This window comes from Klebsiella huaxiensis (assembly GCF_003261575.2).
GTDB lineage: Bacteria > Pseudomonadota > Gammaproteobacteria > Enterobacterales > Enterobacteriaceae > Klebsiella > Klebsiella huaxiensis.
Genome location: NZ_CP036175.1, coordinates 758,666 through 781,471, shown reverse-complemented (window position 1 = coordinate 781,471; position 22,806 = coordinate 758,666). Strand labels below are relative to the sequence as shown.

The window sequence follows — 22,806 nt, the reverse complement described above, 5'->3', positions numbered from 1 at the left end:
TGGAATAGAACGGGGTTATTAATGATTCGTACCTGTTATTTTAAACCGACGCCGTTGGCAGTGGCGATTACGCTTGGCTTTAGTCCATTTTCCATCGCGCAGGACGCCGATGAAGTGCAGTTTAATAGCAATTTTATGAGCCAAGGCAGCCAGAAAAAAATCGATTTGACTCACTATGAGCGCGATCAGGCCGTACCAGGAAAATATCGCGTGGAGCTGCGAATTAATAACCAGTATCAGGGGTTCCAGGATATTACGCTCAGCGACAGCACGCCGCCTGCCAAAACAGGTGCCATTTGCCTGGCAACCGAAGCGTGGCATACGCTACCGCTCAATATTGAGAAGCTTAGCGACGATGTACAATCTCTCCTGTCTGATAGTCGTGATGACGCTTGCCTTGCGGTCACAGAGGTTATTCCTCAGGTAAAAACCAAATTTGACACCGGCAACCAAATGCTGGATTTAGAGATCCCCGCACTCTATTTGGTTCATAATCCTCGCGGATACGTAAATCCGGCATTATGGGAGAAAGGCGTGATGGCCGGGCTACTGACCTACAACGCCAGCTATTACCACCAGCAAAACCGGAGCACCTCTAATGACAGCGCCTATTCAGGGATAACGGCGGGTTTTAACCTGGGGAGCTGGTACTTTCGCCATAATGGCAACTGGAGCTGGCAGGATGACGTGGGTAGCCACTACCAGGCATTGAACTCCTACGTTCAACGCGATATTCCGGCGATAAAAGGACGCTTATCGCTAGGTGACCGCAATACCCGAGGCGAGCTGTTTGATACTCTCGCGTTTCGCGGCATTCAGCTGGCGAATGAGGAGCAGATGTTGCCCGATTCCCAGCGCGGCTACGCACCTATTGTTCGTGGTACTGCCCGTACGTCAGCAAAAGTGCAAATTTTCCAGCAGGGGCGACTGCTGTACGAAACCACCGTTTCACCCGGTCCGTTTGAAATTAACGATCTTTATCCCACCGGCTACGGCGGTGACCTGCAACTGGTGATAAAAGAAGCTGATGGCTCCGAGCAACAACAGATAATTCCCTATGCAGCGACCAGTAATTTGCTGCGTTCGGGCACGAACCACTATAGCCTCACGCTGGGCAAGCTGCGCAAAGATCAGGTTGAAAGCGAGCCGGTGCTTGGCGAATTGACATGGCGTCGCGGCCTGAACAACTTTTTTACCGGCTATGCTGGTCTTCAGGGTAATGATGACTATCAGGCGGGCATTTTGGGACTCGCACTGGGGACGCCCATAGGAACATTTTCTCTGGATGCCACCCAGGCGCAAACTCAGTTGGATAAGCCCCTGCAGGACTACGGTAAGCGCATGTCCGGGCAAAGCTATCAGCTAAAATATAGCCAGTTTGTCATGTCGACGGGCAGTAATTTTAACGTTGCGGCGTATCGTTATTCGACCAAAGAATATCTCGACTTTATGGCCGCAATGCAGATCCGCGACGCACAGAAGTATGGCGATGATACCTGGGATATTCATCGTCCCAAAAGCCGCCTCAGCATCAGCGCCAGCCAGAATCTGCCGGAAGGATGGGGAAATTTTTACCTCAACGTCTGGCAGCAGAATTACTGGGACAGCAATCAGGGAACCGATCGCCAGTACCAGTTTGGTTATAACAACAGCTTGGGACGAGTGAGCTACGGCCTGAGCATCAACCGTAACCGCAATAGCGATGGTGATTATGAAAATCACTACCAACTGACGCTAAGTATTCCGCTCGGCAATACAACGCCATTTAGCCAGATGTCGATGAACCTGAACCACGATCCGGGCGGTACCGTGAGTGAACAACTGTCGTTGAGCGGTTCGGCACTGGAAGACAGTTCGTGGAGCTACGGTATGTCAGCGTCGAACAGTAACAGAGGGGGCTCCACCAGCGGCACGATAAATACGTCGCTGCGCAGTTCGCAGGCGATGCTTCAGGCGCAGGCAGGGACCGGTAAACATTACAGCAACTACTCTTTTGGCATGAGCGGCGGCGCGATTGCGCATAGCGGCGGCGTGACGTTGACACCTTACACCGCTGATACCATGGCGCTGGTCGAAGCTAAAGGTGCTCATGGAGCCAAGGTTAGCGGTTATCCCGGCGTCGCCGTCGACCGTTTTGGCTACGCGATTGTTCCTTATCTGAACGCTTATCAGATCAATCAGATTGATATCGACCCAAAAGGTATTCCCGAAAACGTTGAGCTGGAGAATACCAGCCAAAAAATTGCGCCTTATAGCGGTGCAGTGGTCAAACTGCGCTTCGATACCGTACGGGGACAGGCAGTGATGATTAATTTGCCCAGAAACCCGGCGATTCCGTTTGGCGCCGATGTTCTGGACGCGGAACAGAAGGTGGTCGGCGTGGTAGGCCAGGGGCAGCGTATTTTTGCCCGCCTGGCGCATATTTCTGGCCAGCTACGCGTGCGCTGGGGATCAGATAAAAAGGATTCCTGCATTATTAATTACTCGCTTCCGGCATCGAAAGCATCGGAGATTGTCAATATTAACACCGAGTGTCGCTAATTTTCAGGGAAGAATAATTATGTCAATTAAATACAACATTGCAAAACTTACCGGGTGCTGGAAAACATTAGCGCTGGCTTCATTAGTCTTATTTCCGCTGACGGCATCAGCTACCATTACCTGCTCACGAAATTATTCCGGGCGTGCCAATTATATCGATCAGAATGTACCGATACTCAGTAATAACGTGACGGTCTCAGCTCTGCGGGATCTTCCGAACGGTTCCGTGATTTTCAGACAGTATATTTCTAATACCGACTTGCAGGCTCTTGGCATTGCTGCTTGCGCATCGACTGAAAGTGGCGGTGAATATATAAAACTCACTCAATTTCTGGAGACTGAGGGTGCGCGACCTGCTATTGTCGGAAATTATCAAGGGGTAACCGTTTACAGCACGGGAGTATCCGGTATCGGGATGGCTCTCGGTGTAACCCTATCTAATAGCTCAACCTCGCTATCTGCCCTGCCGATCTCATCCTCTTCGAGCAAGGGTACCCTTAATCCAGAAGGAGGTGGTTATGGCGTGTATTACAAAGGTCAAGGATTTGAATTACTGCTGATCAAAATGGGTAATATTTCTCCTGGCGTCTGGAGTGTGCCAATCAATTACCCGGCTATCATCCGCTACACCCAAGCCACAAATACCACCGATATGACCAAAGATTATGGCTACCGCTGGCATATTAATGGATCGGTGAATGTCGTCGCCGGGACCTGCCAGACCCCAGATGTGACGGTGCCCATGGGGGTTCATTCGCTTCAGGACTCCACAACCACTGAGTGGGTCGATTTTAATATCAACCTGCTAAACTGCCCGCCGATGTATGGGCGCTATAATCGCAATTCACCAGATACCTCGGCAACGGCGGGGATCCGCTGGAATAGCGATTCAGACTATACGACAGCGGGGCCGGACACGGCCAACAGCATCAGTTTTTTACTTAACCCGGTTAGCGGCTATCAAACGCTGGCGGCAGGCGGCGAGTGCGCGACGCTCACCAACGATGCCGATATGGCGAAAGGGATGTGCCTGGAGATTCAAAATCGCGATGCCGTGAATGTGTTAACCAATGCGAAAGCAAACACGCGGACCGATGCAAAACTGGCCTTACAGCAAACCATTGCCAGCTATGCAATACCGCTCCGGGCGCGCTATGCCCGCAATACACAAAGCATTCTGCGGGCAGGCAAAGCCGATACGGCCGTCGAATTTACCATTAACTATCAGTAGCATACCCCGATGTCCGGTGGCGCATTCTTTTGTCGGCCCACGCAAGCGAGGCGCCACCGGGCAATCCCAGAAGATTGTTATACCACCCGCACGCCAGCGGGCATCAGCCTCTCAGGTGTGAGCAACACGCTTTCGCTGCCATCATCAGTTTCCGCGCAGAGCAGCATGCACTCCGATGTTTCCCCACGCATTTTCGCTTTCGCCAGATTACACAGCACCACCACGGTTTTCCCCAGCAGCTCTTCTTCGCTGTAGTACGGCACCAGGCTGGTCACCGTCTGCAACGTGCTCTCACCGACATCAATCTGGGCAATGTACAGCTTGTCGGCATTCGCATGACGTTGGACTGCCACTATCTTGCCGGTGCGCATTTCCAGTTTGGCAAAATCATCATAAACCACCGTTTCCATCTTTTACCTCTCAAGTAAAATTTTAGTAAAAGATAACAAATATCGTCAACGATTCTGCATAATATTGACAAGAGTGTTAGATCTATCACGGTTTACATCAGAGAAAACGCTGTGCTGATGATGAATAATACGGCGGAAATTTACTGAAAAGAGATGCAGGAGCCCGCGCTTGCTTTACAATGGTTTGCGTCGATGGGGCAACGTCAGATAAGGGAAAGAATGGCTACACTAAAAGATATCGCGACCGAAGCGGGCGTCTCGCTGGCGACGGTTTCACGGGTATTAAACGACGACCCCACCCTGAACGTAAAAGAAGAGACCAAGCACCGCATCCTGGAGATTGCGGAGAAGCTGGAATATAAAAGTACCAGTTCGCGTAAGACTCAGACTCATACCGTGGGGCACCACCATATCCTGGCGATCTACAGCTATCAGCAGGATCTGGAAATTAACGATCCTTACTATCTGGCAATTCGCCATGGTATTGAAACGCAATGCGAAAAGCTTGGTATTGAGTTAACTAACTGCTACTTCAATAACGCCCTGCCCGAGCTAAAAAAAGTGACCGGCGTATTGATTGTCGGCCAGCCTTCGCGCGCAATTCGTGACGCCGCTACCGCGTTAACCGACAATATCTGCTTTATCGATTTCCATGAGCCTGGCAGCAGCTATGATGCCGTGGACATCGATCTGGTGCGTATTGCCAAAGAGGTGATCGACTTTTTTATCGCTCAGGGCGCGTCGCGCATTGGGTTTATTGGCGGTCAGGATGAGCCCGGCAAGGCTGATATCCGTGAAGTGGCATTTGTAGAGTACGGTCGCCTGAAGGGCGTAGTATCGGAAGATGATATCTGGCGCGGCGGCTTTTCCAGCTCCTCCGGCTATGAACTGGCGAAAATGATGCTGGCGAAAGCGGATTTCCCCGCTGCGCTGTTCGTCGCCTCGGACTCCATCGCCATCGGCGTATTACGCGCTATTCATGAGCGTGGACTGTCTATTCCGCAAGATATTTCGCTTATCAGCGTTAACGATATTCCCACCGCGCGCTTTACCTTTCCACCGCTCTCCACGGTGCGCATTCACTCGGAAATGATGGGTAGCCAGGGCGTTAACCTGTTGGTTGAAAAAGCCCGCGACGGTCGTGCGCTACCGCTAAACGTATTCGTTCCCAGCGTACTTAAGCTACGCGGCACCACTCGTTAATCCCGTTTCTGACGCTAAATCCTCTGTGCCCGGCCCCCGGGGGCGGCGCTTCATGCGCCTTGCCCGGGCGACGGGTTCACCGCCTTCTGCAAAACGGTAGCCCGGACAGATGCGCAGCATCGCCTCCGGGAATGTCCCCTTCCCGACGCCAACCCCAGGCACCCGGTAACGCTCATTTTGTGATCGAGTTAAAGTAAATCGCCTTCGGTGGTTTTATTTAGTAAAAGTTTTACTAAAATAAACCATATCCATTTAGTCCGTTCAGGGAGGCGATATGAATCGCTGGGAAAATCTTCAACTCACTCATGAAAACAGGCTGCCGCCGCGGGCCTATTTCTTCTCTTACGATTCGCAGGCCCAGGCGCGTACCTTCGCCCGTGAAGCCAGCAGCCGCTTTTTGTCCCTCAGCGGACAATGGAACTTCCGCTTCTTCACCAACCCGCTGCTGGTACCGGAAGCGTTCACCTCGCAATACCTCAGCGACTGGGGGCCGATTACCGTGCCGGGAATGTGGCAGATGGAAGGCCACGGCCAGCTGCAATATACCGATGAAGGTTTTCCCTTCCCGATTGACGTACCGTACGTTCCGACCGATAACCCGACCGGTGCCTATCAGCGCATCTTTACCCTTAGCGACGGCTGGCAGGATCAGCAGACCATTATTAAATTTGATGGCGTCGAAACCTATTTCGAAGTCTACGTTAACGGTCAGTACATTGGTTTTAGTAAAGGCAGCCGCCTGACGGCAGAGTTCGATATCAGTCACGCGGTGACAACCGGCGACAACCTGCTGTGCGTGCGCGTTATGCAGTGGGCCGACTCCACCTATATCGAAGACCAGGATATGTGGTGGTCAGCGGGTATTTTCCGTGACCTGTACCTTGTAGGGAAAAATCCGCTGCATGTGCAGGATTTCACTCTGCGTACCGACTTTAACGACGACTATATTGACGCCACCCTCTCCTGCCAGCTGGTACTGGAAAACCTCACCGCCCAGGCGGGTGAACTCACGCTGGAATATGCGCTGTTCGACGGTGAAAAAGCACTGTATGAAGGCGCAACCCAGCGCCTGACCGTCAACCAACAGCTGAACGTTGATTTTGCTATCGATGTGAAAGCGCCGCAGCAGTGGTCAGCAGAAACCCCGTACCTCTATCACCTGGTGATGACGCTGAAAAACGCCGCCGGGGACATTATCGAAGTTATCCCGCAGCGCGTTGGTTTTCGCGATATCAAAGTGCGTAATGGTCTGTTCTATATCAACAACCGCTACGTGATGCTGCACGGTGTTAACCGCCACGATAACGACCATCTGAAAGGCCGTGCGGTAGGAATGGACCGCGTGGAGAAAGATCTGCTGCTGATGAAGCAGCACAATATTAACTCGGTGCGTACCGCCCACTACCCGAACGACCCGCGCTTCTATGAGATGTGCGACATTTACGGCCTGTTCGTGATGGCGGAAACCGATGTCGAATCCCACGGCTTCGCCAACGTCGGCAACCTGAGCGCCATCACCGACGACCCGGCATGGGAGCACGTTTACGTCGAGCGTATCGTGCGCCACGTTCACGCGCAGAAAAACCATCCGTCCATCATCATCTGGTCGCTGGGCAACGAGTCCGGCTATGGCTGCAACATCCGCGCGATGTACCACGCCACCAAAGCGCTGGATGATACGCGTCTGGTGCACTACGAAGAGGATCGCGACGCCGAAGTGGTGGATATCATCTCCACCATGTATACCCGCGTGCCGCTGATGAACGAATTTGGCGAGCATCCACATGAAAAACCACGCATTATCTGCGAATACGCCCATGCAATGGGCAACGGCCCCGGCGGACTGAGCGAATATCAGAACGTGTTCTATCAGCACGACAGCATTCAGGGTCACTACGTGTGGGAGTGGTGCGATCACGGTATCCAGGCCACCGATGACAACGGCGCGGTGTGGTACAAATTCGGCGGCGACTACGGCGACTATCCTAATAACTACAACTTCTGTCTCGACGGGCTGATTTTCTCCGATCAGACCCCAGGGCCAGGGCTCAGAGAGTACAAACAGGTTATCGCACCGGTAAAAGTCCAGGCGACCGACATCACCCGGGGCGAGCTGCGCGTCGATAATAAGCTCTGGTTCTCCACGCTGGATGACTACACCCTGCGCATTGAAGTGCGTGCCGAAGGGTCAACGCTGGCAACCCAACAGCTTAAGGTTCCGGGGCTTGCAGCAAACAGCAGTCGCGATATCAAAATCGACCTGCCGGCACTCGACGATCGCGAAACCTTCGTCAACATCATGGTGACCAAAGATTCCCGTACGCCGTACAGCGAAGCCAACCACCCAATCGCCGTCTACCAGTTCCAGCTTAAAGAGCAGACCGCAGCAAAAACACCGCTGATTAACGCCAGCGCCACCCCGCTGCACATTGCCGATGAACGCTTGAGCTACAGCATCACCGGGCACAACTTCCGCGTGGTGTTCTCGAAAGTCAGCGGCAAGCTCAGCGAGTGGCAGGTGAACGGCATCGACCAGGTGACCCGCGAGCCGAAGATTAACTTCTTCAAGCCGATGATTGATAACCATAAGCAGGAATACGAAGGGCTGTGGCAGCCAAATCATCTGCAAATTATGCAGGAGCATCTGCGTGAATTCAGCGCCGAGCAGCGCGGTGAAACGGTGATTATTACCACCCGCAGCATCATCGCCCCGCCGGTTTTCGATTTCGGCATGCGCTGTACCTATCGCTGGCAGGTCACTCCGCAGGGCCATATCAACGTTGAGCTTGAAGGCGAACGCTACGGTGATTACCCGCATATCGTACCGTGCATCGGCTTTATGCTCGGCATTAACGGTCAGTTTGAGCAGGTCAATTATTATGGGCGCGGGCCGGGCGAAAACTACGCCGACAGCCAGCAAAGCAACATCATTGACGTCTGGCGCACCACCGTCGACGACATGTTCGTGAACTATCCGTTCCCGCAGAACAATGGCAACCGCCAGCATGTGCGCTGGGCCTCTTTTACCGACCGCCACGGCAGCGGCCTGATGGTGGTGCCGCGTAACCCGCTCAACGTCAGCGCCTGGCACTATACGGCTGAGAATTTGCATGCTGCGCAGCACTGCAACGAACTGCGCCGCAGCGATGACATCACCCTGAATATCGACGCCCAACTGCTCGGACTGGGCTCTAACTCCTGGGGCAGCGAGGTACTGGATAGCTGGCGCGTCTGGCTCAAACCGTTCAACTATGGCTTCACGTTGCTGCCGCTGGAAGGCGGATGCGCTTCCTCGCAGAGGCTGGCGAATCATAGCTTTGACGCCGGTTTCTTTTCCTCCGATTCACACAGCGAGGCTGAAAAATGAGAATTCTCGATAATTTAGAACAGTTTAAGCAGGTTTATCACAGCGGACGTAAATGGCAGCGCTGCGTGGAAGCCATCGATAACATCGACAATATTCGGCCCGGCGTCGCTCACTCGATCGGCGATTCGCTCTCCTATCGCGTGGAAAGCAATAGCACCACCGATGCGCTGTTTGTCGGTAATCGCCGTTATTTCGAGGTGCATTACTACCTGCAAGGCCAGCAAAAAATTGAGTTTGCCGCCAAAGATAAGCTTCAGACCGTCGCCTGCTATCGTGATGAAACCGACCGCGAATATCTGAAAGGCCTTGGTGAAACCGTTCAGGTTCATGAAGGACAAATGGTGATTTGCGATACCGACGAAGCTTACCGTTTTATCTGCGATTCACCGGTCAAAAAAGTGGTGCTCAGAGTAACGATTGAAGATGGCTACTTCCTGAATAAGTAAGCCTGCGTTAAGCAACAAGAGGCCCGCGGGTGCGCCCGCTGGCCGTCCCGGTTCCAGCCCCAAATCCGGGCCAGCCAAATTTTCGGAGGACTTATGTCCGAATCAATACGTGCCAAAATAGGTAAATTCGCCTTGCTGTCGATGGCGTTTACCGCCGTGTTTAACGTGCGAAATATCGTTAATAACAACATAGAGTTAGGACTAAGTTCCGCCCCTATCTTCTTGTTCGCCACGGTGGTTTACTTTATCCCGTTTGTGTTTATCATCGCCGAGTTCGTCTCAGCGAATAAAAACTCCGAGTCAGGTATGTACGCCTGGCTGAAGCAACCTTTAGGCACCCGCGCGGCCTATCTGGGTTCGTTCCTGTACTGGTTTGTGAACCTGTTCTTTTTCCTGTCGCTGCTGCCGAACGTGGTGGCCTACGCGTCGTACGCGATTATGGGTTACGCCATTCCCTTCTCGCCGATGGTCACTTCACTGATCTCTATCGTCCTGTTCGCCATGGCCACCCATATCTCCACCAAAGGCGCAACCTGGCTGGGGAAAATTTCCGAATGCGTGGCATATGGCGTCTTCGCGTTGTTTGCGATTTACGTCGTCGGCGCCTTTACTGCACTGGGTTCGGGTCACGTGCCAGCGCAGCCGATTACGCTGCACGCCATGGCCCCAACCATTAACTGGGCAACGCTGGGCATCATGTGCTGGATTTTCCAGGCCGCGGGCGGTGCTGAAACCGTTGCCGCCTACCTGAACGACACCAAAGGCGGGCAAAAATCGTTTATTAAAGTGATCATCACCGCCGGAGTGCTGATTGGCGGCATGTATGCGCTGGGCTCACTGCTGGTAAACGTCTTTGTGGCGCGCGAAGATCTGACCTACGCGGCGGGGATGGTGGAAATCTTCACCGGCCTTGGCGCTTACTTCCATATTTCTGAAGCGCTGATGGGCCGCTTCGTTGGCATCATTCTGTTTATCGCCATCTTCGGCAGCATGATGATGTGGACCGCCGCTCCGGTAAAAATTCACTTCTCTGAAATTCCTGCGGGCATCTATGGCAAAAAAACTACCGAGCTGAACGCTCACGGCGTGCCGGTACGCGCCGCCTGGTGGCAGTTTGTCTTTGTCTTTCTGATGCTTATCGTCAATGGCTTCGGCTCCGCCAGCGTCCAGCAGATGATGAATACCGCCATCAACCTGACCGCAGGCACCGCCATGCTGCCGCCGCTGTTCATCATGGCTGCCTACTTTGTGTTCCGCTGGAAACACGATGACACGCCGCGCGACTTCCGCATGGGGTCAAGAAAGGTCGGGATGGGCGTGGTGTCGATGCTGATGGTGATTTTCCTGGTCAGCATGACCGCCTCCGCCTTCCCGCCGGGCGTCGACCTGGTGAACGCCTTCTTCATTAATGTCTTTATGACCGCAGTCTTCTCCGGTCTCGCGTGGTGGTGGATAACCCGCTTTGAGAAAAAACAGCAGAAAAGCCAACAGACGGAGCTGAAAGGCGCAGTAAATCCAGCGAAATAGGCACCAGACTTCCCGCCTGCACCATATAAGCAGGCGGGATTTTTTACCTTTTGAGATGACGTCCCGCCAACCATTTTCGTGATCGAGTTAAAGCAATTCAGTTTTACCGCTTTTATTTACTAAAACTTTTACTAAAATCAACCGTAATACTTAACTGCCTCTACCCTACAAACAACACAATCCCCTTCGGCCACTCTCTGAGGGATAATGTGTGGAGATGTGTTATGTCTGATACCAAACGTAATACCATCGGCAAGTTCGGTCTGTTGTCGCTGACCTTCGCCGCCGTCTTCAGTTTTAACAACGTTATCAATAACAATATTGAGCTGGGGCTGGCATCGGCACCGATGTTTTTCCTCGCCACCCTGTTTTATTTCATTCCTTTCTGCCTGATTATTGCTGAATTCGTTTCGCTGAATAAAAACTCCGAGGCGGGCGTTTACGCCTGGGTCAAAAGCTCGCTGGGCGGGCGCTGGGCGTTTATTACCGCCTACACCTATTGGTTTGTGAACCTGTTCTTTTTCACCTCGCTGCTGCCGCGCGTGATTGCTTACGCCTCTTACGCTTTTCTCGGCTACGAATACATTCTGACTCCTGTCGCCACCACGGTGCTGAGCATGGCGCTGTTCGCTTTATCCACCTGGGTTTCCACCAACGGCGCAAAAATGCTAGGGCCGATTACCTCGGTCACGTCATCGTTGATGCTGCTGTTGACGCTCTCCTACATTCTGCTCTCAGGCAGCGCGCTGGTGGGTGGTATTCAACCTGCGGATCCCATTACCGTGGACGCGATGATCCCTAACTTCAACTGGGCGTTTCTTGGCATCACCACCTGGATTTTTATGGCGGCTGGCGGCGCGGAATCCGTCGCGGTGTATGTTAACGACGTCAAAGGCGGATCAAAGTCATTCGTTAAAGTCATCATTATGGCGGGAATAGTGATTGGCGTGCTGTACTCGATTTCCTCGGTGCTGATTAACGTGTTTATCAGCAGCAAAGAACTGAAATTCACCGGCGGCTCGGTACAGGTATTCCATGGCATGGCGGTATATTTTGGCCTACCGGAACTGCTGGTTAACCGTTTTGTCGGCCTGGTCTCCTTCACCGCGATGTTCGGTTCATTATTAATGTGGACCGCGACGCCGGTAAAAATCTTTTTCTCCGAAATCCCGGCCGGGATATTTGGCAAAAAGACCGTCGAGCTCAATCAGAATGGCGTACCGGCGCGCGCAGCGTGGATTCAGTTCCTGATTGTTATTCCGCTGATGATTATCCCGATGATGGGCTCCAATACGGTGCAGGATTTAATGAACACTATCATCAACATGACCGCCGCCGCCTCGATGCTGCCACCGCTGTTTATTATGCTGGCGTATCTCAACCTGCGCCGCAAGCTCGACCATTTGCCACGCGATTTCAAGATGGGCTCGCGCACGACCGGCATCGTGGTGGTTTCCATGTTGATTGTTATTTTCGCCATCGGCTTCGTTGCCTCAACGTTCCCAACCGGCGGCAATATTCTGACGATTATTTTCTATAACGTCGGCGGGATCGTTATCTTCCTCGGATTTGCATGGTGGAAATACAGTAAATACGTGAAGGGATTAACTCAGGAAGAAAAAAGAATTGAAGCGGCACCGGCCTCTGATGCTTCTTAATAAGACTTTTTCTTAAAAATTAAAACTCACTACCTCTTAATCACTCTATGAAAAATAATAACCACTTTTACGGGGCGCTTGCCGCCCTGGCTTTTTGCGCCCCGACAATGGCTGCTGACGTTGCTCATCCGGCAGAACATGATGATATGAAGACGCCAGAAATCAGCACCACGTCATATCGATTTTACGGCGAGCTGGGCGTCGGCGGATATATGGATTTAGAAGGCGATGATAAACACAAATATAGCGATGGCACCTATATTGAAGGCGGCCTGGAAATAAAGCACGGCAACTGGTTCGGCTTAATTTATGGCGAAGGCTGGACGGTGCAGGCCGATAACCAGGGTAACGCCTGGGTACCGGACCACAGCTGGGGCGGATTTGAAGGCGGTATTAACCGCTTCTATGGTGGATATAAAACCGATAACAGTACCGAGATCATGCTCAGCCTGCGCCAGGACTCATCGCTCGATGACCTGCAATGGTGGGGCGATTTCACCCCCGACCTCGGCTACGTGATCCCCAACACGCGCGACATTATGTACGCACTTAAGGTGCAAAACCTGGCGGGCGACTTTCGCTATAGCGTGACCGCCACGCCCGCCGGGCATCACGATGAAAGCAAAGCCTGGCTGCATTTCGGCAAATACGACCGCTACGACGATAAATATACCTATCCGGCGATGGTCAACGGCTACATTCAGTACGATATCGCCAAAGATGTCACCTGGATGAACGGTCTGGAAGTGACCGACGGCACCGGACAACTGTTTTTAACCGGTATTCTCTCGCCCAATCTCGCCGCCCGCGCCTGGCACCACACCGGTCGCGCCAAAGGGCGGAACGTCCCAGGGACCGAAACCGGCTTTATGGCCAGCGCCATGTATGAGGCGCTCAAGGGTGTTTATCTCTCCACCGCGTACAGCTACGCCAAACATCGCCCGGATAACGCCGCCGAGGAAACCACCTCATTTATGCAGTTCGGGATTTGGTACGAATACGGCGGCGGGCGTTTTGCTACCGCCGCAGACAGCCGGTTCTACATGAAAAACGCCTCTGGCGATCCGAGCGACCAGGTTTTCCTGATGCAATATTTCTATTGGTAACAAGGGACAGATATACCATGAAAATAATCACCACTCTCACTCCGCTGGCCTGCGCGCTGCTGCTCAGTTTTTCCGCCCATGCGCTGACCGCTGATGAGTTTAAAAACGTCATCGACCGTAGCGGTGCGCCGCAGTCCATGCAGGATTTTGATTACGATGACCACCAGCGCTTCAACCCGTTTTTCGATCTTGGCGCATGGCATGGACACCTGCTGCCGGACGGCCCTGCCACTATGGGCGGCTTTCCTGGACCCGCGCTACTGACCGAGGAGTACATCAACTTTATGGCGACTAATTTCGATCGCCTGACGGTGTACCAGAACGGCAAAAAGGTCGCCTTCACGATGCAGGCCTGGAGCCTGCCCGGTGCGCTGGTACAGAAGCTCTCGGCCCCCGGCGTACAGGTTGAAATGACGCTGCGCTTCGCCAGCGCGCACACCTCGTTGCTGGAGACCAAAATTACCAGTAACACGCCGCTCAAACTGGTCTGGGACGGCGAACTGCTGGAGAAACTGGCCGCGAAAGAGGGTAAACCGCTGGCGGGTAAAACCATTGATGAAGCCTTTCCGGATTATCAGCGCCGCCTGAGCACTACTCACGATGGTCTGACGGTGAGCTTTGGCAAGGTCCGTTCCGCCTCCGATTTAATGACCTCCGGCGAATCGCAGTATCAGGTGCATCGCTCCCTGCCGACGGCAACCCAAGTAGATGGACATCGTTTCACCAGCAGCGCACAGATAAATGGCTCCACAACAATCTACACCACCTACTCGCACTTGCTGACCGCCGAACAGGTGCGTCTTGAAAAGGCGCAAATCCGCGATATTCTGGCGCGCCCAGCCCACTACCTGAGCGCCTCCGAACAGCGCTGGAACGGCTATCTGCAAAAAGGGCTGACCAACCCTGATGCCACCGCAGAACAAACCCGGGTGGCGGTGAAAGCCATCGAAACCCTGAACGGCAACTGGCGCGCACCCGGCGGTGCGGTGCAGCACAATACCGTCACGCCGTCGGTGACCGGACGCTGGTTCTCCGGTAACCAGACCTGGCCGTGGGATACCTGGAAACAGGCCTACGCCATGGCCCACTTCAACCCGGAGATCGCCAAAGAGAATATTCGCGCCGTCTTCTCCTGGCAGATCGCCGCCAATGACAAGGTGCGCCCGCAGGATGCCGGGTTCGTTCCGGATCTGATCGCCTGGAACCTGAGCCCGGAGCGCGGCGGCGACGGCAGCAACTGGAACGAACGCAATACCAAGCCGAGCCTGGCCGCCTGGTCAGTGATGGAGGTCTATAACGTCACCAAAGATAAAGCCTGGCTGGAGGAGATGTATCCAAAACTGGTGGCCTATCATGGCTGGTGGCTGCGCAACCGCGACCACAACGGCAACGGCGTGCCGGAGTACGGTGCGACCCGCGACAAAGCGCACAATACTGCCAGCGGCGAGATGCTGTTTACCGTGAAAAAGGGCGATAAAGAAGAGGTGCTCTCTGGCCTCAAAACCTACGAGCAAGTGACGGCGAAGGGCGATTACGACAGCCTGGAGATCCCCGCGCAGGTGGCTGCCTCCTGGGAGTCCGGGCGCGATGACGCGGCGGTGTTCGGCTTTATCGATAAAGAGCAGTTGGATAGATACATCGCCAACGGCGGCCAGCGCAGCGACTGGACGGTGAAATTTGCCGAAAACCGGGATCAGAGCGGCAACCTGCTCGGCTATTCGCTGTTGCAGGAGTCGGTCGATCAGGCCAGCTATATGTACAGCGATAACCACTATCTGGCAGAGATGGCGACCCTTCTCGGCAAGCCAGAAGAGGCAAAACGCTATCAGGCGCTGGCGAAAAAGCTCGCCGACTACATCAACACCTGCATGTTCGACCCGCAGACAAAATTCTATTACGACATCCGTATTGAGGAGCAGCCGCTGGCGAACGGCTGCGCCGGTAAGCCGATCGTCGAGCGCGGCAAAGGCCCGGAGGGCTGGTCGCCGCTGTTTAACGGCGCGGCGACTCAGGCGCATGCCGACGAGGTGATTTCGGTGATGTTGGATAATAAAGAGTTCAACACCTTTGTACCGCTGGGCACCGCCGCATTAACCAATCCGGCGTTTGGCGCGGATATTTACTGGCGCGGTCGCGTGTGGGTGGATCAGTTCTGGTTCGGCCTGAAAGGGATGGAACGCTATGGCCATCGCGAAGAGGCGCTGAAGCTGGCGGACGCTTTCTTCAGGCACGCCAAAGGGTTAACCTCCGACGGCCCGATTCAGGAGAACTACAATCCGCTGACCGGCGCGCAGCAGGGAGCACCGAACTTCTCCTGGAGTGCTGCGCATTTATATATGTTGTATAACGAGTTTTTCCGTCAGCCGTAGCGATGTTCCCTCACCCCGGCGGGGTGAGGGCTCGCTTTATACCTGCGGCAGCAGGCCGATAAAGCTGCGTTTCTGCCGCGGCTGCGACATCAGCGCCTCCAGCTTCTCTACGCAGGCCAGATAGTGCGGGGTCTTCTTGTGCGCCAGCACCGCCTCATCGTCCTTATAGGCTTCATAGATAAAAAAGCGCGTCTTCACCTCCGGGTCCTGCAATACGTCAAAGCGCAGATTTCCCGGCTCCAGCAATGCTCCTTCGTGGTTGGCGCGAAACACCTCAAGGAACTCATCGACCCGCTCCGGTTTAATATTAATTTCCACCAGCGTCACGTTCATTTCAGCTCTCCCTGTTTTTCCTCCTGCCAGAACTGATACGCCTCGCGAGCGCTCAGGTTCTCATGCACCACTTTTTTCACCGCCTTCAGCATCGCGCGCGGCGCGCTGGACTGGAAGATATTGCGCCCCATATCCACACCGGATGCGCCCTGGTCTATCGCCCGCCAGCACATCTCCAGCGCTTCCAGCTCCGGCAGCTTTTTGCCCCCGGCGATCACAATGGGCACCGGACAGCTGGCGGTGACTTTTTCAAAACCGTCCTCAACAAAATAGGTCTTCACGAACTGCGCGCCCATCTCAGCGGCAATACGGCTGGCCAGCGAGAAGTATCGGGCGTCGCGAGTCATCTCTTTACCCACGCCGGTCACCGCCAGCACCGGCATCCCGTAGCGGTTCCCGGCATCCACTAGCTTGATGATGTTGTTAATCGACTGATGCTCGTGCTCGCTGCCGATATAGACCTGCGCCGCCACCGCGCAGACGTTCAGGCGCAGCGCGTCCTCCATCGCCACCGCCACGCATTCGTTGGAAAGCTCGCTGAGGATCGAGTTACCGCCTGAGGCGCGCAGCACCACCGGCTTATTCGTCGCCGCAGGCACCTGACTGCGCAGCACGCCGCGGGTACACATCAGCACGTCAGTTTCTTCAAACAGCGGCGCGATAGAGAGGTCAATACGCTCCAGCCCGGTGGTCGGCCCCTGAAAATAGCCGTGATCGAACGCCAGCATTACCGTGCGGTTGCTCTGCGGATTAAAGATACGCGCCAGCCGCGACTGCATCCCCCACTCCAGTGAACCACAGCCCTTTAGCGTATAGAGCGTGTTCTGCTGCGGACGGTCTAAGCCGAAGTTTTTTCCCTCTTTGATATCGTCTAAATCAGCCATCTCATCCTCCATCAGAAATCGTAGTTATTGATATTCTCTTTGGTGAACACCACCCGCTCCGGCAGCAGCACGATACCGTTACCTTTCGCTTCATACTGGTAGCCCTGCACGCTGTTTGGCTCGACTTTCAGAGTGCCGAGATCTTTCACATCGACGCTGTCGCCAACGTTAAGATCGCCCTTCTTCAGCAGACGATCGGCGACGTTAACGGCGATCTTGCCCTGCTGCACCACGTCCCACAGGCCAAAAGCTTTTACCGTGCCGCGTTCGACGTAGGGGCGCATCACGTTCGGGGTACTAAAACCGACGATTGCCACGCCCTGGCGCTTGAGGTTCTCCGCCGCCTGCGCCGCCGCCGGGAGCGCGTTGGCGTCCGGGGCGATAATGGCGTCGAGATCCGGATACGCTTTTAAGATCCCCTCGGCGGTTTGCAGTGATTTCGTGGCATCGTTATAGCCAAACTGGGTGGTCACCACTTCCCACTGCGGATGCTCTTTTTCGATTTTGGCTTTCGCCTCTTTTACCCACTGGTTCTGGTCGGTGACCGTTGGGCTGGAGTAGAAAAACGCCACTTTGGCGGTGGGTTTCGTCACCTGTTTTTCCGCCATCTCCACCAGCAGGCCGCCGAGCTGCTGCGGTGTCCCCTGGTTGATGTAGATGCTGCGGCACTCCGGTTTAGTGTCGGAGTCCCAGGTCAGGACCTTGACCCCGCGCTGCATCGCCCGCTTCAGCGCCGGGCACAGGCCGTCCGGCGATACGGCAGAGACGATGATCGCGTTATAGCCCTGGTTGACGAAGTTGTTGATCAGCTGCACCTGGCCGGAGACGCTCGGTTCGGTCGGGCCGTCGTAGGTGACGTCCACGCCAAGCGCTTTGCCCGCCTCTTTCGCGCCGTTACCGCCGCTGGTAAAGAAGCCGACGCCAACCAGTTTGGGAATAAAGGCGATGCGGTCTGCCGCCTGAGCGGTTGCCACGCTTAATGCCACTGCCAGCACCATCAGTTTTAATTTCATTTTATGCTCCGATTGTTTTACGCGAGAAAAGACGCCGCCAGGTCATCCGCACCCATTCACGGTGCAGGCTCAGCGAGCGCCCCATCACCACCACAACCAACAGCGCCCCTGACAGCGCGCTCGACACCTGGTTGGGGATGCCGACCATTTGCAAACCTTGTTGTAAATAACCCACCAGCAGCGCCGCCAGTGCCGTACCGATGATGGAGCCGGAACCGCCGTAGATATTGGCCCCGCCGAGCACCGCGGCGGTTAGCGCGGGCATCAGCAGGTCGCGGCCTAAATCCGAGCGCGCCGAACCGAAGTAGGAAACCATTACCAGCGCGGCAATCGCCGAGGCCACGCCGACCAGGCCATACAGCACGTACGGCATGCCGTTTACGGACAACGCCGCATAGCGCGCGGCGCGCGGGTTTTGTCCGAGCAGAAACAGATGGCGGCCAAAGCGCCCGCGATGGGCCAGCAGCCAGAAGAAAAAAGTAATCACGGCGAACAGCACCAGCGGGATCGGCAGGCCGAACAGCGTCAGGTTGGCGAAGGCGGTAAAGCTATCCGGGAATCCGCCGATACCTTCGTAGCCGGTCGCCCCTGCCATGCCCGAAAGCAGCAGCGCGCCGCCGCCGTAGAGGTACAGGGTGCCGAGGGTAATCACCAGCGGGCTGATGCCGGTATAGTGGATCAGCGCCGCGTTCAACAGCCCGCACAGCAGGCCAAGCAGCAGCGTCAGCGCAATAGCCAGGCTCATCGGCCAGCCCGCCTGCATCATCACTCCCAGCGCGATAGCGCACAGGCCAATAGTCGAACCGAGCGAAATATCAATCCCGCCGCTGATAATCACCAGCGTCAGCGGCAGGGCCACGATACCAATGCAGATAAAATCGCTGGTGCTGAACAGCAGCATATTGAGATCCAGCATGCGCGGATTCAGCGCGCCGAACAGCAGGATCTCCAGCACCAGTAACGCCAGCAGCGCGCTTTCCCAGTTGAGCTTCATTTACGCTACCTCTTTGTTTTTGCGTTCGGGAAAGGGGGCCACGCGCTTGCCCCCTTTATTGCCGGGCTGAAAGCGGCTGTACTTCAGCGCCCGCTGATGGCGAGCCAGCGCCTGGCGCAGTCGTCCGTCAAGCACCAGCACGCCAAGCAGCACCAGACCAGCGATAAAGTCGTTCCACCACGCCGGGAGGCGGAACAGCACCAGCACGGTGTCGATTTGGGTGAGGAAGAACGCGCCGAGGAAAGCGCCGAGCAACGTACCAGTGCCGCCAAGCAGCGAGATGCCGCCGAGCACGCAGGCGGCGATAGCTTTCATCTCCAGGCCGCTGCCGGTCTGATTCGGCACAAAGCCAATCTGCGCGGCGAAAACAATCCCGGCGCAGGCCGCCAGCATGCCGTTAAGGGTAAAAGCCAGCATCCGCGTACGGTTTACCGCCACCCCGAGCTGGCGGGCGGCGGCAAGGTTATCGCCGACGGCGTAAAAATCGCGCCCAAAGGCGGTACGTGAAAGTACCCAGCCGCCCACCAGCAGCAGCGCCAGCACTAGCCAGCCCAGCGGCGAGATGCCGATAAACGCCGGTTCCGATAGCGCCTTCAGGCTGTTCGGCAGGCCTTCAATCCACTTGCCGCCGGTCCACAGCAGCATCACCCCACGATAAAGCCCGAGGGTGCCGAGCGTAGCGACTATCGCCGGGATCCGCAGCCCCACCACCAGCAGGCCGTTAAACGCCCCGGCCAGCGCACCGATCGCCAGCGCAAAGGCGATGGCCGTCATCAGCCCATATCCACTGTTCAACGCCACGCCCACCGCGATAGCGCTCAGGCCGACGGTGGAACCAACGGAGACGTCTATATTGCGGGTCAGCATCACCAGCGTCGCCCCCAGCGCCAACAGGCAGAGGATTTGCGAGCTGGCGAATATCATTGCCAGGGTTTGCAAGCTGAAATAAGCCGGGTTGAGCGCCACCAGCCCGGCAAACAGCACCACGATGGCGAGAAAAGCGCTCAGTTCGCGATTCTTGAGTAACGTTTTCATGGCTGTCCTCCGAAGGCCAGGGTCATCATCCGGTCGACGGTGACCGCCTGCTGCGAAAGCTCGCCGCTCTGTCTGCCCTGATGCATCACCAGCACCCGATCCGCCAGACCAACAAACTCATCAAGATCGCTGGAGATCATCAGCACCGCCACGTTCTGGGCGGCCACGCTTTTCAGCAGTTGATAGATGTCGGCGCGGGCGGAAACGTCCACCCCGCGCGTTGGCTCATCGACGATCAGCAGCAGAGGGTTAGCCTCCAGGCAGCGCGCCAGCAGCACCTTCTGTTGATTGCCGCCGGAGAGCGTACGCACCGGGCGATCGCCATCGGTCATTTTGATCCCCAGCGCCCGGTGATAGCGCTCGACCACCGCCGCTTCGCGCTTGTTCTGCTGCCACAGCGACGGTTGGTTAAACATTACCGTGTTCCAGCGCACTGGCGCGTCGAGAAACAGCCCTGAGACCTGACGGTCTTCCGGCAGATAAACCAGCCCGCTGGCCAGCCGGTTGCGGGTGCTGTCGCGGCTGATATCACGGTTTTCCAGCCATACCCGCCCGGCGCGTACCGGGCGCAGACCATACAGCGTTTCGGCAAATTCAGTGCGCCCGGATCCGACCAGCCCGGCGAGGCCGACGATCTCTCCGGCATGGATCTCAAGGCTGAGATCGATAAAACCTTCCCCGGTCAGATCCTCGACCCGCAGCACCGGGAAATCCTGCGCCTGAGTGCGGCGATTGCCCGGCAGCGCCAGCCACAACTTTTGCGTATCGCTTAGCGTATGGTCGCGCCCAACGGGCGTCATCGCGCCGATCAGCTGGTTGTCGCCGTATTGCGCGGTTTCCCCGCTCAGCACCACCGCACCGTCGCGCATGACCGATACGTGGCTGGCGACCTGGCGGATCTCGGGGAGTTTGTGCGAGATAAACACGACACCGACGTCGAGATCCTGCAAAGCGCGGATCTGGCGAAACAGGCGATCTGTCTCCCCCGGCGTTAATGAGGCGGTCGGTTCATCAAGGATCAGAATCTGCGCGTCGCGCATCAGCCCGCGCAGGATCTCCACCATCTGCTGATCGGCAACTTCCAGGGTGCTGGCCGCTGCATCAAGCTGAAGCTGGCAGTTGAGCTGCTGGAGCTTTTCCTGCAAGCGAGCCTCGTTATCAGCCCGCCTCGGCAGACGAAAAAGAATATTTTCCCGCACCGTCAGGTTGGGAAAGAGCATCGGTTCCTGAGGTACCAGATACACGCCCTGCTGATGGGCCTGCGCAGGATTGAGGCGCGCAAAGGTGCGTCCGCCGAAGATCAGCTCACCGCTGTCGGGCGTTTCCACCCCGGCGATAATCTTCATCAGCGTCGATTTCCCCGCCCCGTTACCGCCCATTAGCGCGTGTACCTGGCCGGAAAGCAGCGCGAAATCAATATGCTTCAGCACGGTCACGCCGGAGAACTGTTTGCAGATTTGGCGAGCTTCAAGCAGTGGCTTCATTATCACGCCCCGATTTGAACAAAAGATTTTTTCATTTAATAATGTTCAAAAGCGTAGACGGTGAACTATATTTACAACCGTGCAAAGATCACAGTTTTATGCTTTAGATCGTTTGGATAAAACCAGAGAACAACGAAAGATCGGTTTTGCCAGTCGGCTCACATTTTCCGACCGCGCAATAACGAACATATGATCTAAATTTTTATAAGAGTTCACTTTATGAGCGAAAAACGCATTACGGAAGAGAGCCGCTACGCCGGGCTGGCGTTAGCCGAGGAAGAGCTGGTGGCGCGGGTGGCCTGGTGTTACTACCACGATGGCTTAACCCAGAACGACATCGGCGAGCGTTTAGGACTGCCGCGGTTAAAGATCTCCCGCCTGCTGGAGAAAGGCCGCCAGTCCGGGGTGATCCGGGTACAAATTAACTCGCGCTATGAAGGCTGTCTGGCGCTGGAGACCGAACTCCAGCAGCGCTTCGGCCTGAAAATCGCCCGCGTACTGCCCGCGCTGAATACCCCGCCGATGAACACCCGGCTGGGGATTGGCGCGGCACAATCGTTAATGGGCGTGCTTGAGCCGGGGCAGTTGCTGGCAGTGGGCTTTGGCGAAGCAACAATGAGCTGCCTGCAGCATCTGAGCGGATTTATCGGCTCGCAGCAGGTACGGCTGGTGACGCTTTCCGGCGGCGTCGGCCCCTATATGACCGGCATCGGCCAGCTGGATGCGGCCTGTAGCATCAGCATGATCCCCGCGCCGCTCAGGGTGTCATCGGCCGATGTGGCGGAGATCCTGCGCCGGGAATCCAGCGTCCGCGACGTGATCCTCGCGGCCACGGCGGCAGATGTGGCGGTAGTCGGCATTGGCGCGATCGATCAGCGCCGCGACGCGACTATCCTGCGTTCCGGCTATATCAGCGAAGGCGAACAGCTGATGTACGCCCGTAAAGGCGCAGTGGGCGATATTTTAGGTTATTTCCTGCAGGCCGACGGCAAACCGGTCGAAGGGCTGGAGATCCATCGGGAACTGCTCGGCGTCACCCTCGATGAACTGGCGCAGCTGCCGACTATCGTCGGCGTTGCCGGGGGCGCAGAAAAAGCGCAGGCGATTTACGCGGCCCTGATCGGCAAGCGGATTAATGGCCTGGTAACGGAAGAGACAACAGCACGCGCGGTGCTCACGCTGGCCTCATAATGGCCCTGCGCCGC

The 22,806-nt window shown here is 55.7% G+C and carries 17 protein-coding genes; 10 read left to right on the top strand and 7 right to left on the bottom strand.

Features of this window, described 5'->3' with window-relative positions:
• The first annotated feature begins 21 nt into the window (after positions 1-21).
• Together DA718_RS03770 and DA718_RS03765 are read left to right on the top strand one after the other, a co-directional pair.
• Positions 22-2,541, top strand: coding sequence for a fimbria/pilus outer membrane usher protein (locus DA718_RS03770; RefSeq protein ID WP_112213658.1), 2,520 nt, complete (start codon positions 22-24; stop codon positions 2,539-2,541).
• A gap of 19 nt (positions 2,542-2,560) precedes the next feature.
• The gene (locus tag DA718_RS03765) at positions 2,561-3,772 is read left to right on the top strand and encodes a fimbrial protein (RefSeq protein WP_112213657.1); all 1,212 of its coding nucleotides are present in this window, start codon (positions 2,561-2,563) and stop codon (positions 3,770-3,772) included.
• A gap of 77 nt (positions 3,773-3,849) precedes the next feature.
• Here DA718_RS03765 and DA718_RS03760 read toward each other — a convergent pair whose 3' ends face one another.
• Positions 3,850-4,182, bottom strand: a complete 333-nt coding sequence (locus DA718_RS03760) for a tRNA-binding protein (protein WP_112213656.1) — start codon at positions 4,180-4,182, stop codon at positions 3,850-3,852.
• Positions 4,183-4,401: 219 nt separating this feature from the next.
• Here DA718_RS03760 and ebgR point away from each other — a divergent pair, with 219 nt between their 5' ends.
• The 7 genes from ebgR to ygjK all read left to right on the top strand — a co-directional run bounded on the left by ebgR (position 4,402) and on the right by ygjK (position 15,858).
• A complete protein-coding gene (gene ebgR, locus DA718_RS03755; RefSeq protein ID WP_112213655.1) occupies positions 4,402-5,385 on the top strand; it encodes a transcriptional regulator EbgR in 984 nt (327 codons plus the stop codon).
• A 274-nt stretch (positions 5,386-5,659) separates the two neighbouring features.
• Entirely contained in the window at positions 5,660-8,752 is a 3,093-nt protein-coding gene (gene ebgA / locus DA718_RS03750; protein ID WP_112213654.1) for a beta-galactosidase subunit alpha, read from the top strand.
• Entirely contained in the window at positions 8,749-9,198 is a 450-nt protein-coding gene (locus DA718_RS03745; RefSeq protein WP_112213653.1) for a beta-galactosidase subunit beta, read from the top strand. The genes ebgA and DA718_RS03745 overlap by 4 nt, the downstream gene beginning before the upstream one ends.
• Before the next feature lie 93 nt (positions 9,199-9,291).
• The gene (locus DA718_RS03740) at positions 9,292-10,725 is read left to right on the top strand and encodes an amino acid permease (protein WP_112213652.1); all 1,434 of its coding nucleotides are present in this window, start codon (positions 9,292-9,294) and stop codon (positions 10,723-10,725) included.
• 224 nt (positions 10,726-10,949) lie between these two features.
• Positions 10,950-12,383 (top strand): amino acid permease, encoded by a 1,434-nt coding sequence (locus DA718_RS03735; protein WP_112213651.1) that lies wholly within the window; start codon positions 10,950-10,952, stop codon positions 12,381-12,383.
• A gap of 47 nt (positions 12,384-12,430) precedes the next feature.
• Positions 12,431-13,489, top strand: a complete 1,059-nt coding sequence (ygjJ, locus tag DA718_RS03730) for a protein YgjJ (protein WP_112213650.1) — start codon at positions 12,431-12,433, stop codon at positions 13,487-13,489.
• 17 nt (positions 13,490-13,506) lie between these two features.
• Positions 13,507-15,858, top strand: a complete 2,352-nt coding sequence (gene ygjK / locus DA718_RS03725) for an alpha-glucosidase (RefSeq protein WP_112213649.1) — start codon at positions 13,507-13,509, stop codon at positions 15,856-15,858.
• Between the two features lie 36 nt (positions 15,859-15,894).
• On the opposite strand, the gene lsrG is transcribed toward ygjK, so the two are convergent.
• Genes lsrG through lsrA form a run of 6 tightly spaced genes read right to left on the bottom strand, consistent with a single transcriptional unit; the run spans position 15,895 to position 21,601 of the window.
• Positions 15,895-16,191 (bottom strand): (4S)-4-hydroxy-5-phosphonooxypentane-2,3-dione isomerase, encoded by a 297-nt coding sequence (gene lsrG, locus DA718_RS03720; protein ID WP_112213648.1) that lies wholly within the window; start codon positions 16,189-16,191, stop codon positions 15,895-15,897.
• The gene (gene lsrF / locus DA718_RS03715) at positions 16,188-17,075 is read right to left on the bottom strand and encodes a 3-hydroxy-5-phosphonooxypentane-2,4-dione thiolase (protein ID WP_112213647.1); all 888 of its coding nucleotides are present in this window, start codon (positions 17,073-17,075) and stop codon (positions 16,188-16,190) included. Before lsrF ends, lsrG begins: the two co-directional genes overlap by 4 nt.
• A gap of 11 nt (positions 17,076-17,086) precedes the next feature.
• Positions 17,087-18,088 carry an autoinducer 2 ABC transporter substrate-binding protein LsrB gene (gene lsrB, locus DA718_RS03710; RefSeq protein WP_112213646.1) on the bottom strand — a complete coding sequence of 334 codons (1,002 nt, stop codon included), beginning with the start codon at positions 18,086-18,088 and terminating at the stop codon, positions 17,087-17,089.
• A gap of 1 nt (position 18,089) precedes the next feature.
• A complete protein-coding gene (gene lsrD / locus DA718_RS03705) occupies positions 18,090-19,082 on the bottom strand; it encodes an autoinducer 2 ABC transporter permease LsrD (RefSeq protein ID WP_112213645.1) in 993 nt (330 codons plus the stop codon).
• Entirely contained in the window at positions 19,083-20,117 is a 1,035-nt protein-coding gene (gene lsrC, locus DA718_RS03700) for an autoinducer 2 ABC transporter permease LsrC (protein WP_112213644.1), read from the bottom strand.
• Positions 20,114-21,601, bottom strand: coding sequence for an autoinducer 2 ABC transporter ATP-binding protein LsrA (gene lsrA / locus DA718_RS03695; RefSeq protein WP_112213643.1), 1,488 nt, complete (start codon positions 21,599-21,601; stop codon positions 20,114-20,116). Before lsrA ends, lsrC begins: the two co-directional genes overlap by 4 nt.
• A gap of 219 nt (positions 21,602-21,820) precedes the next feature.
• On the opposite strand from lsrA, the gene lsrR reads away from it, so the two are divergent.
• Positions 21,821-22,792: a transcriptional regulator LsrR gene (gene lsrR, locus DA718_RS03690; RefSeq protein WP_112213642.1), complete on the top strand. Its 972-nt coding sequence runs from the start codon at positions 21,821-21,823 to the stop codon at positions 22,790-22,792.
• Positions 22,793-22,806 lie beyond the last annotated feature (14 nt).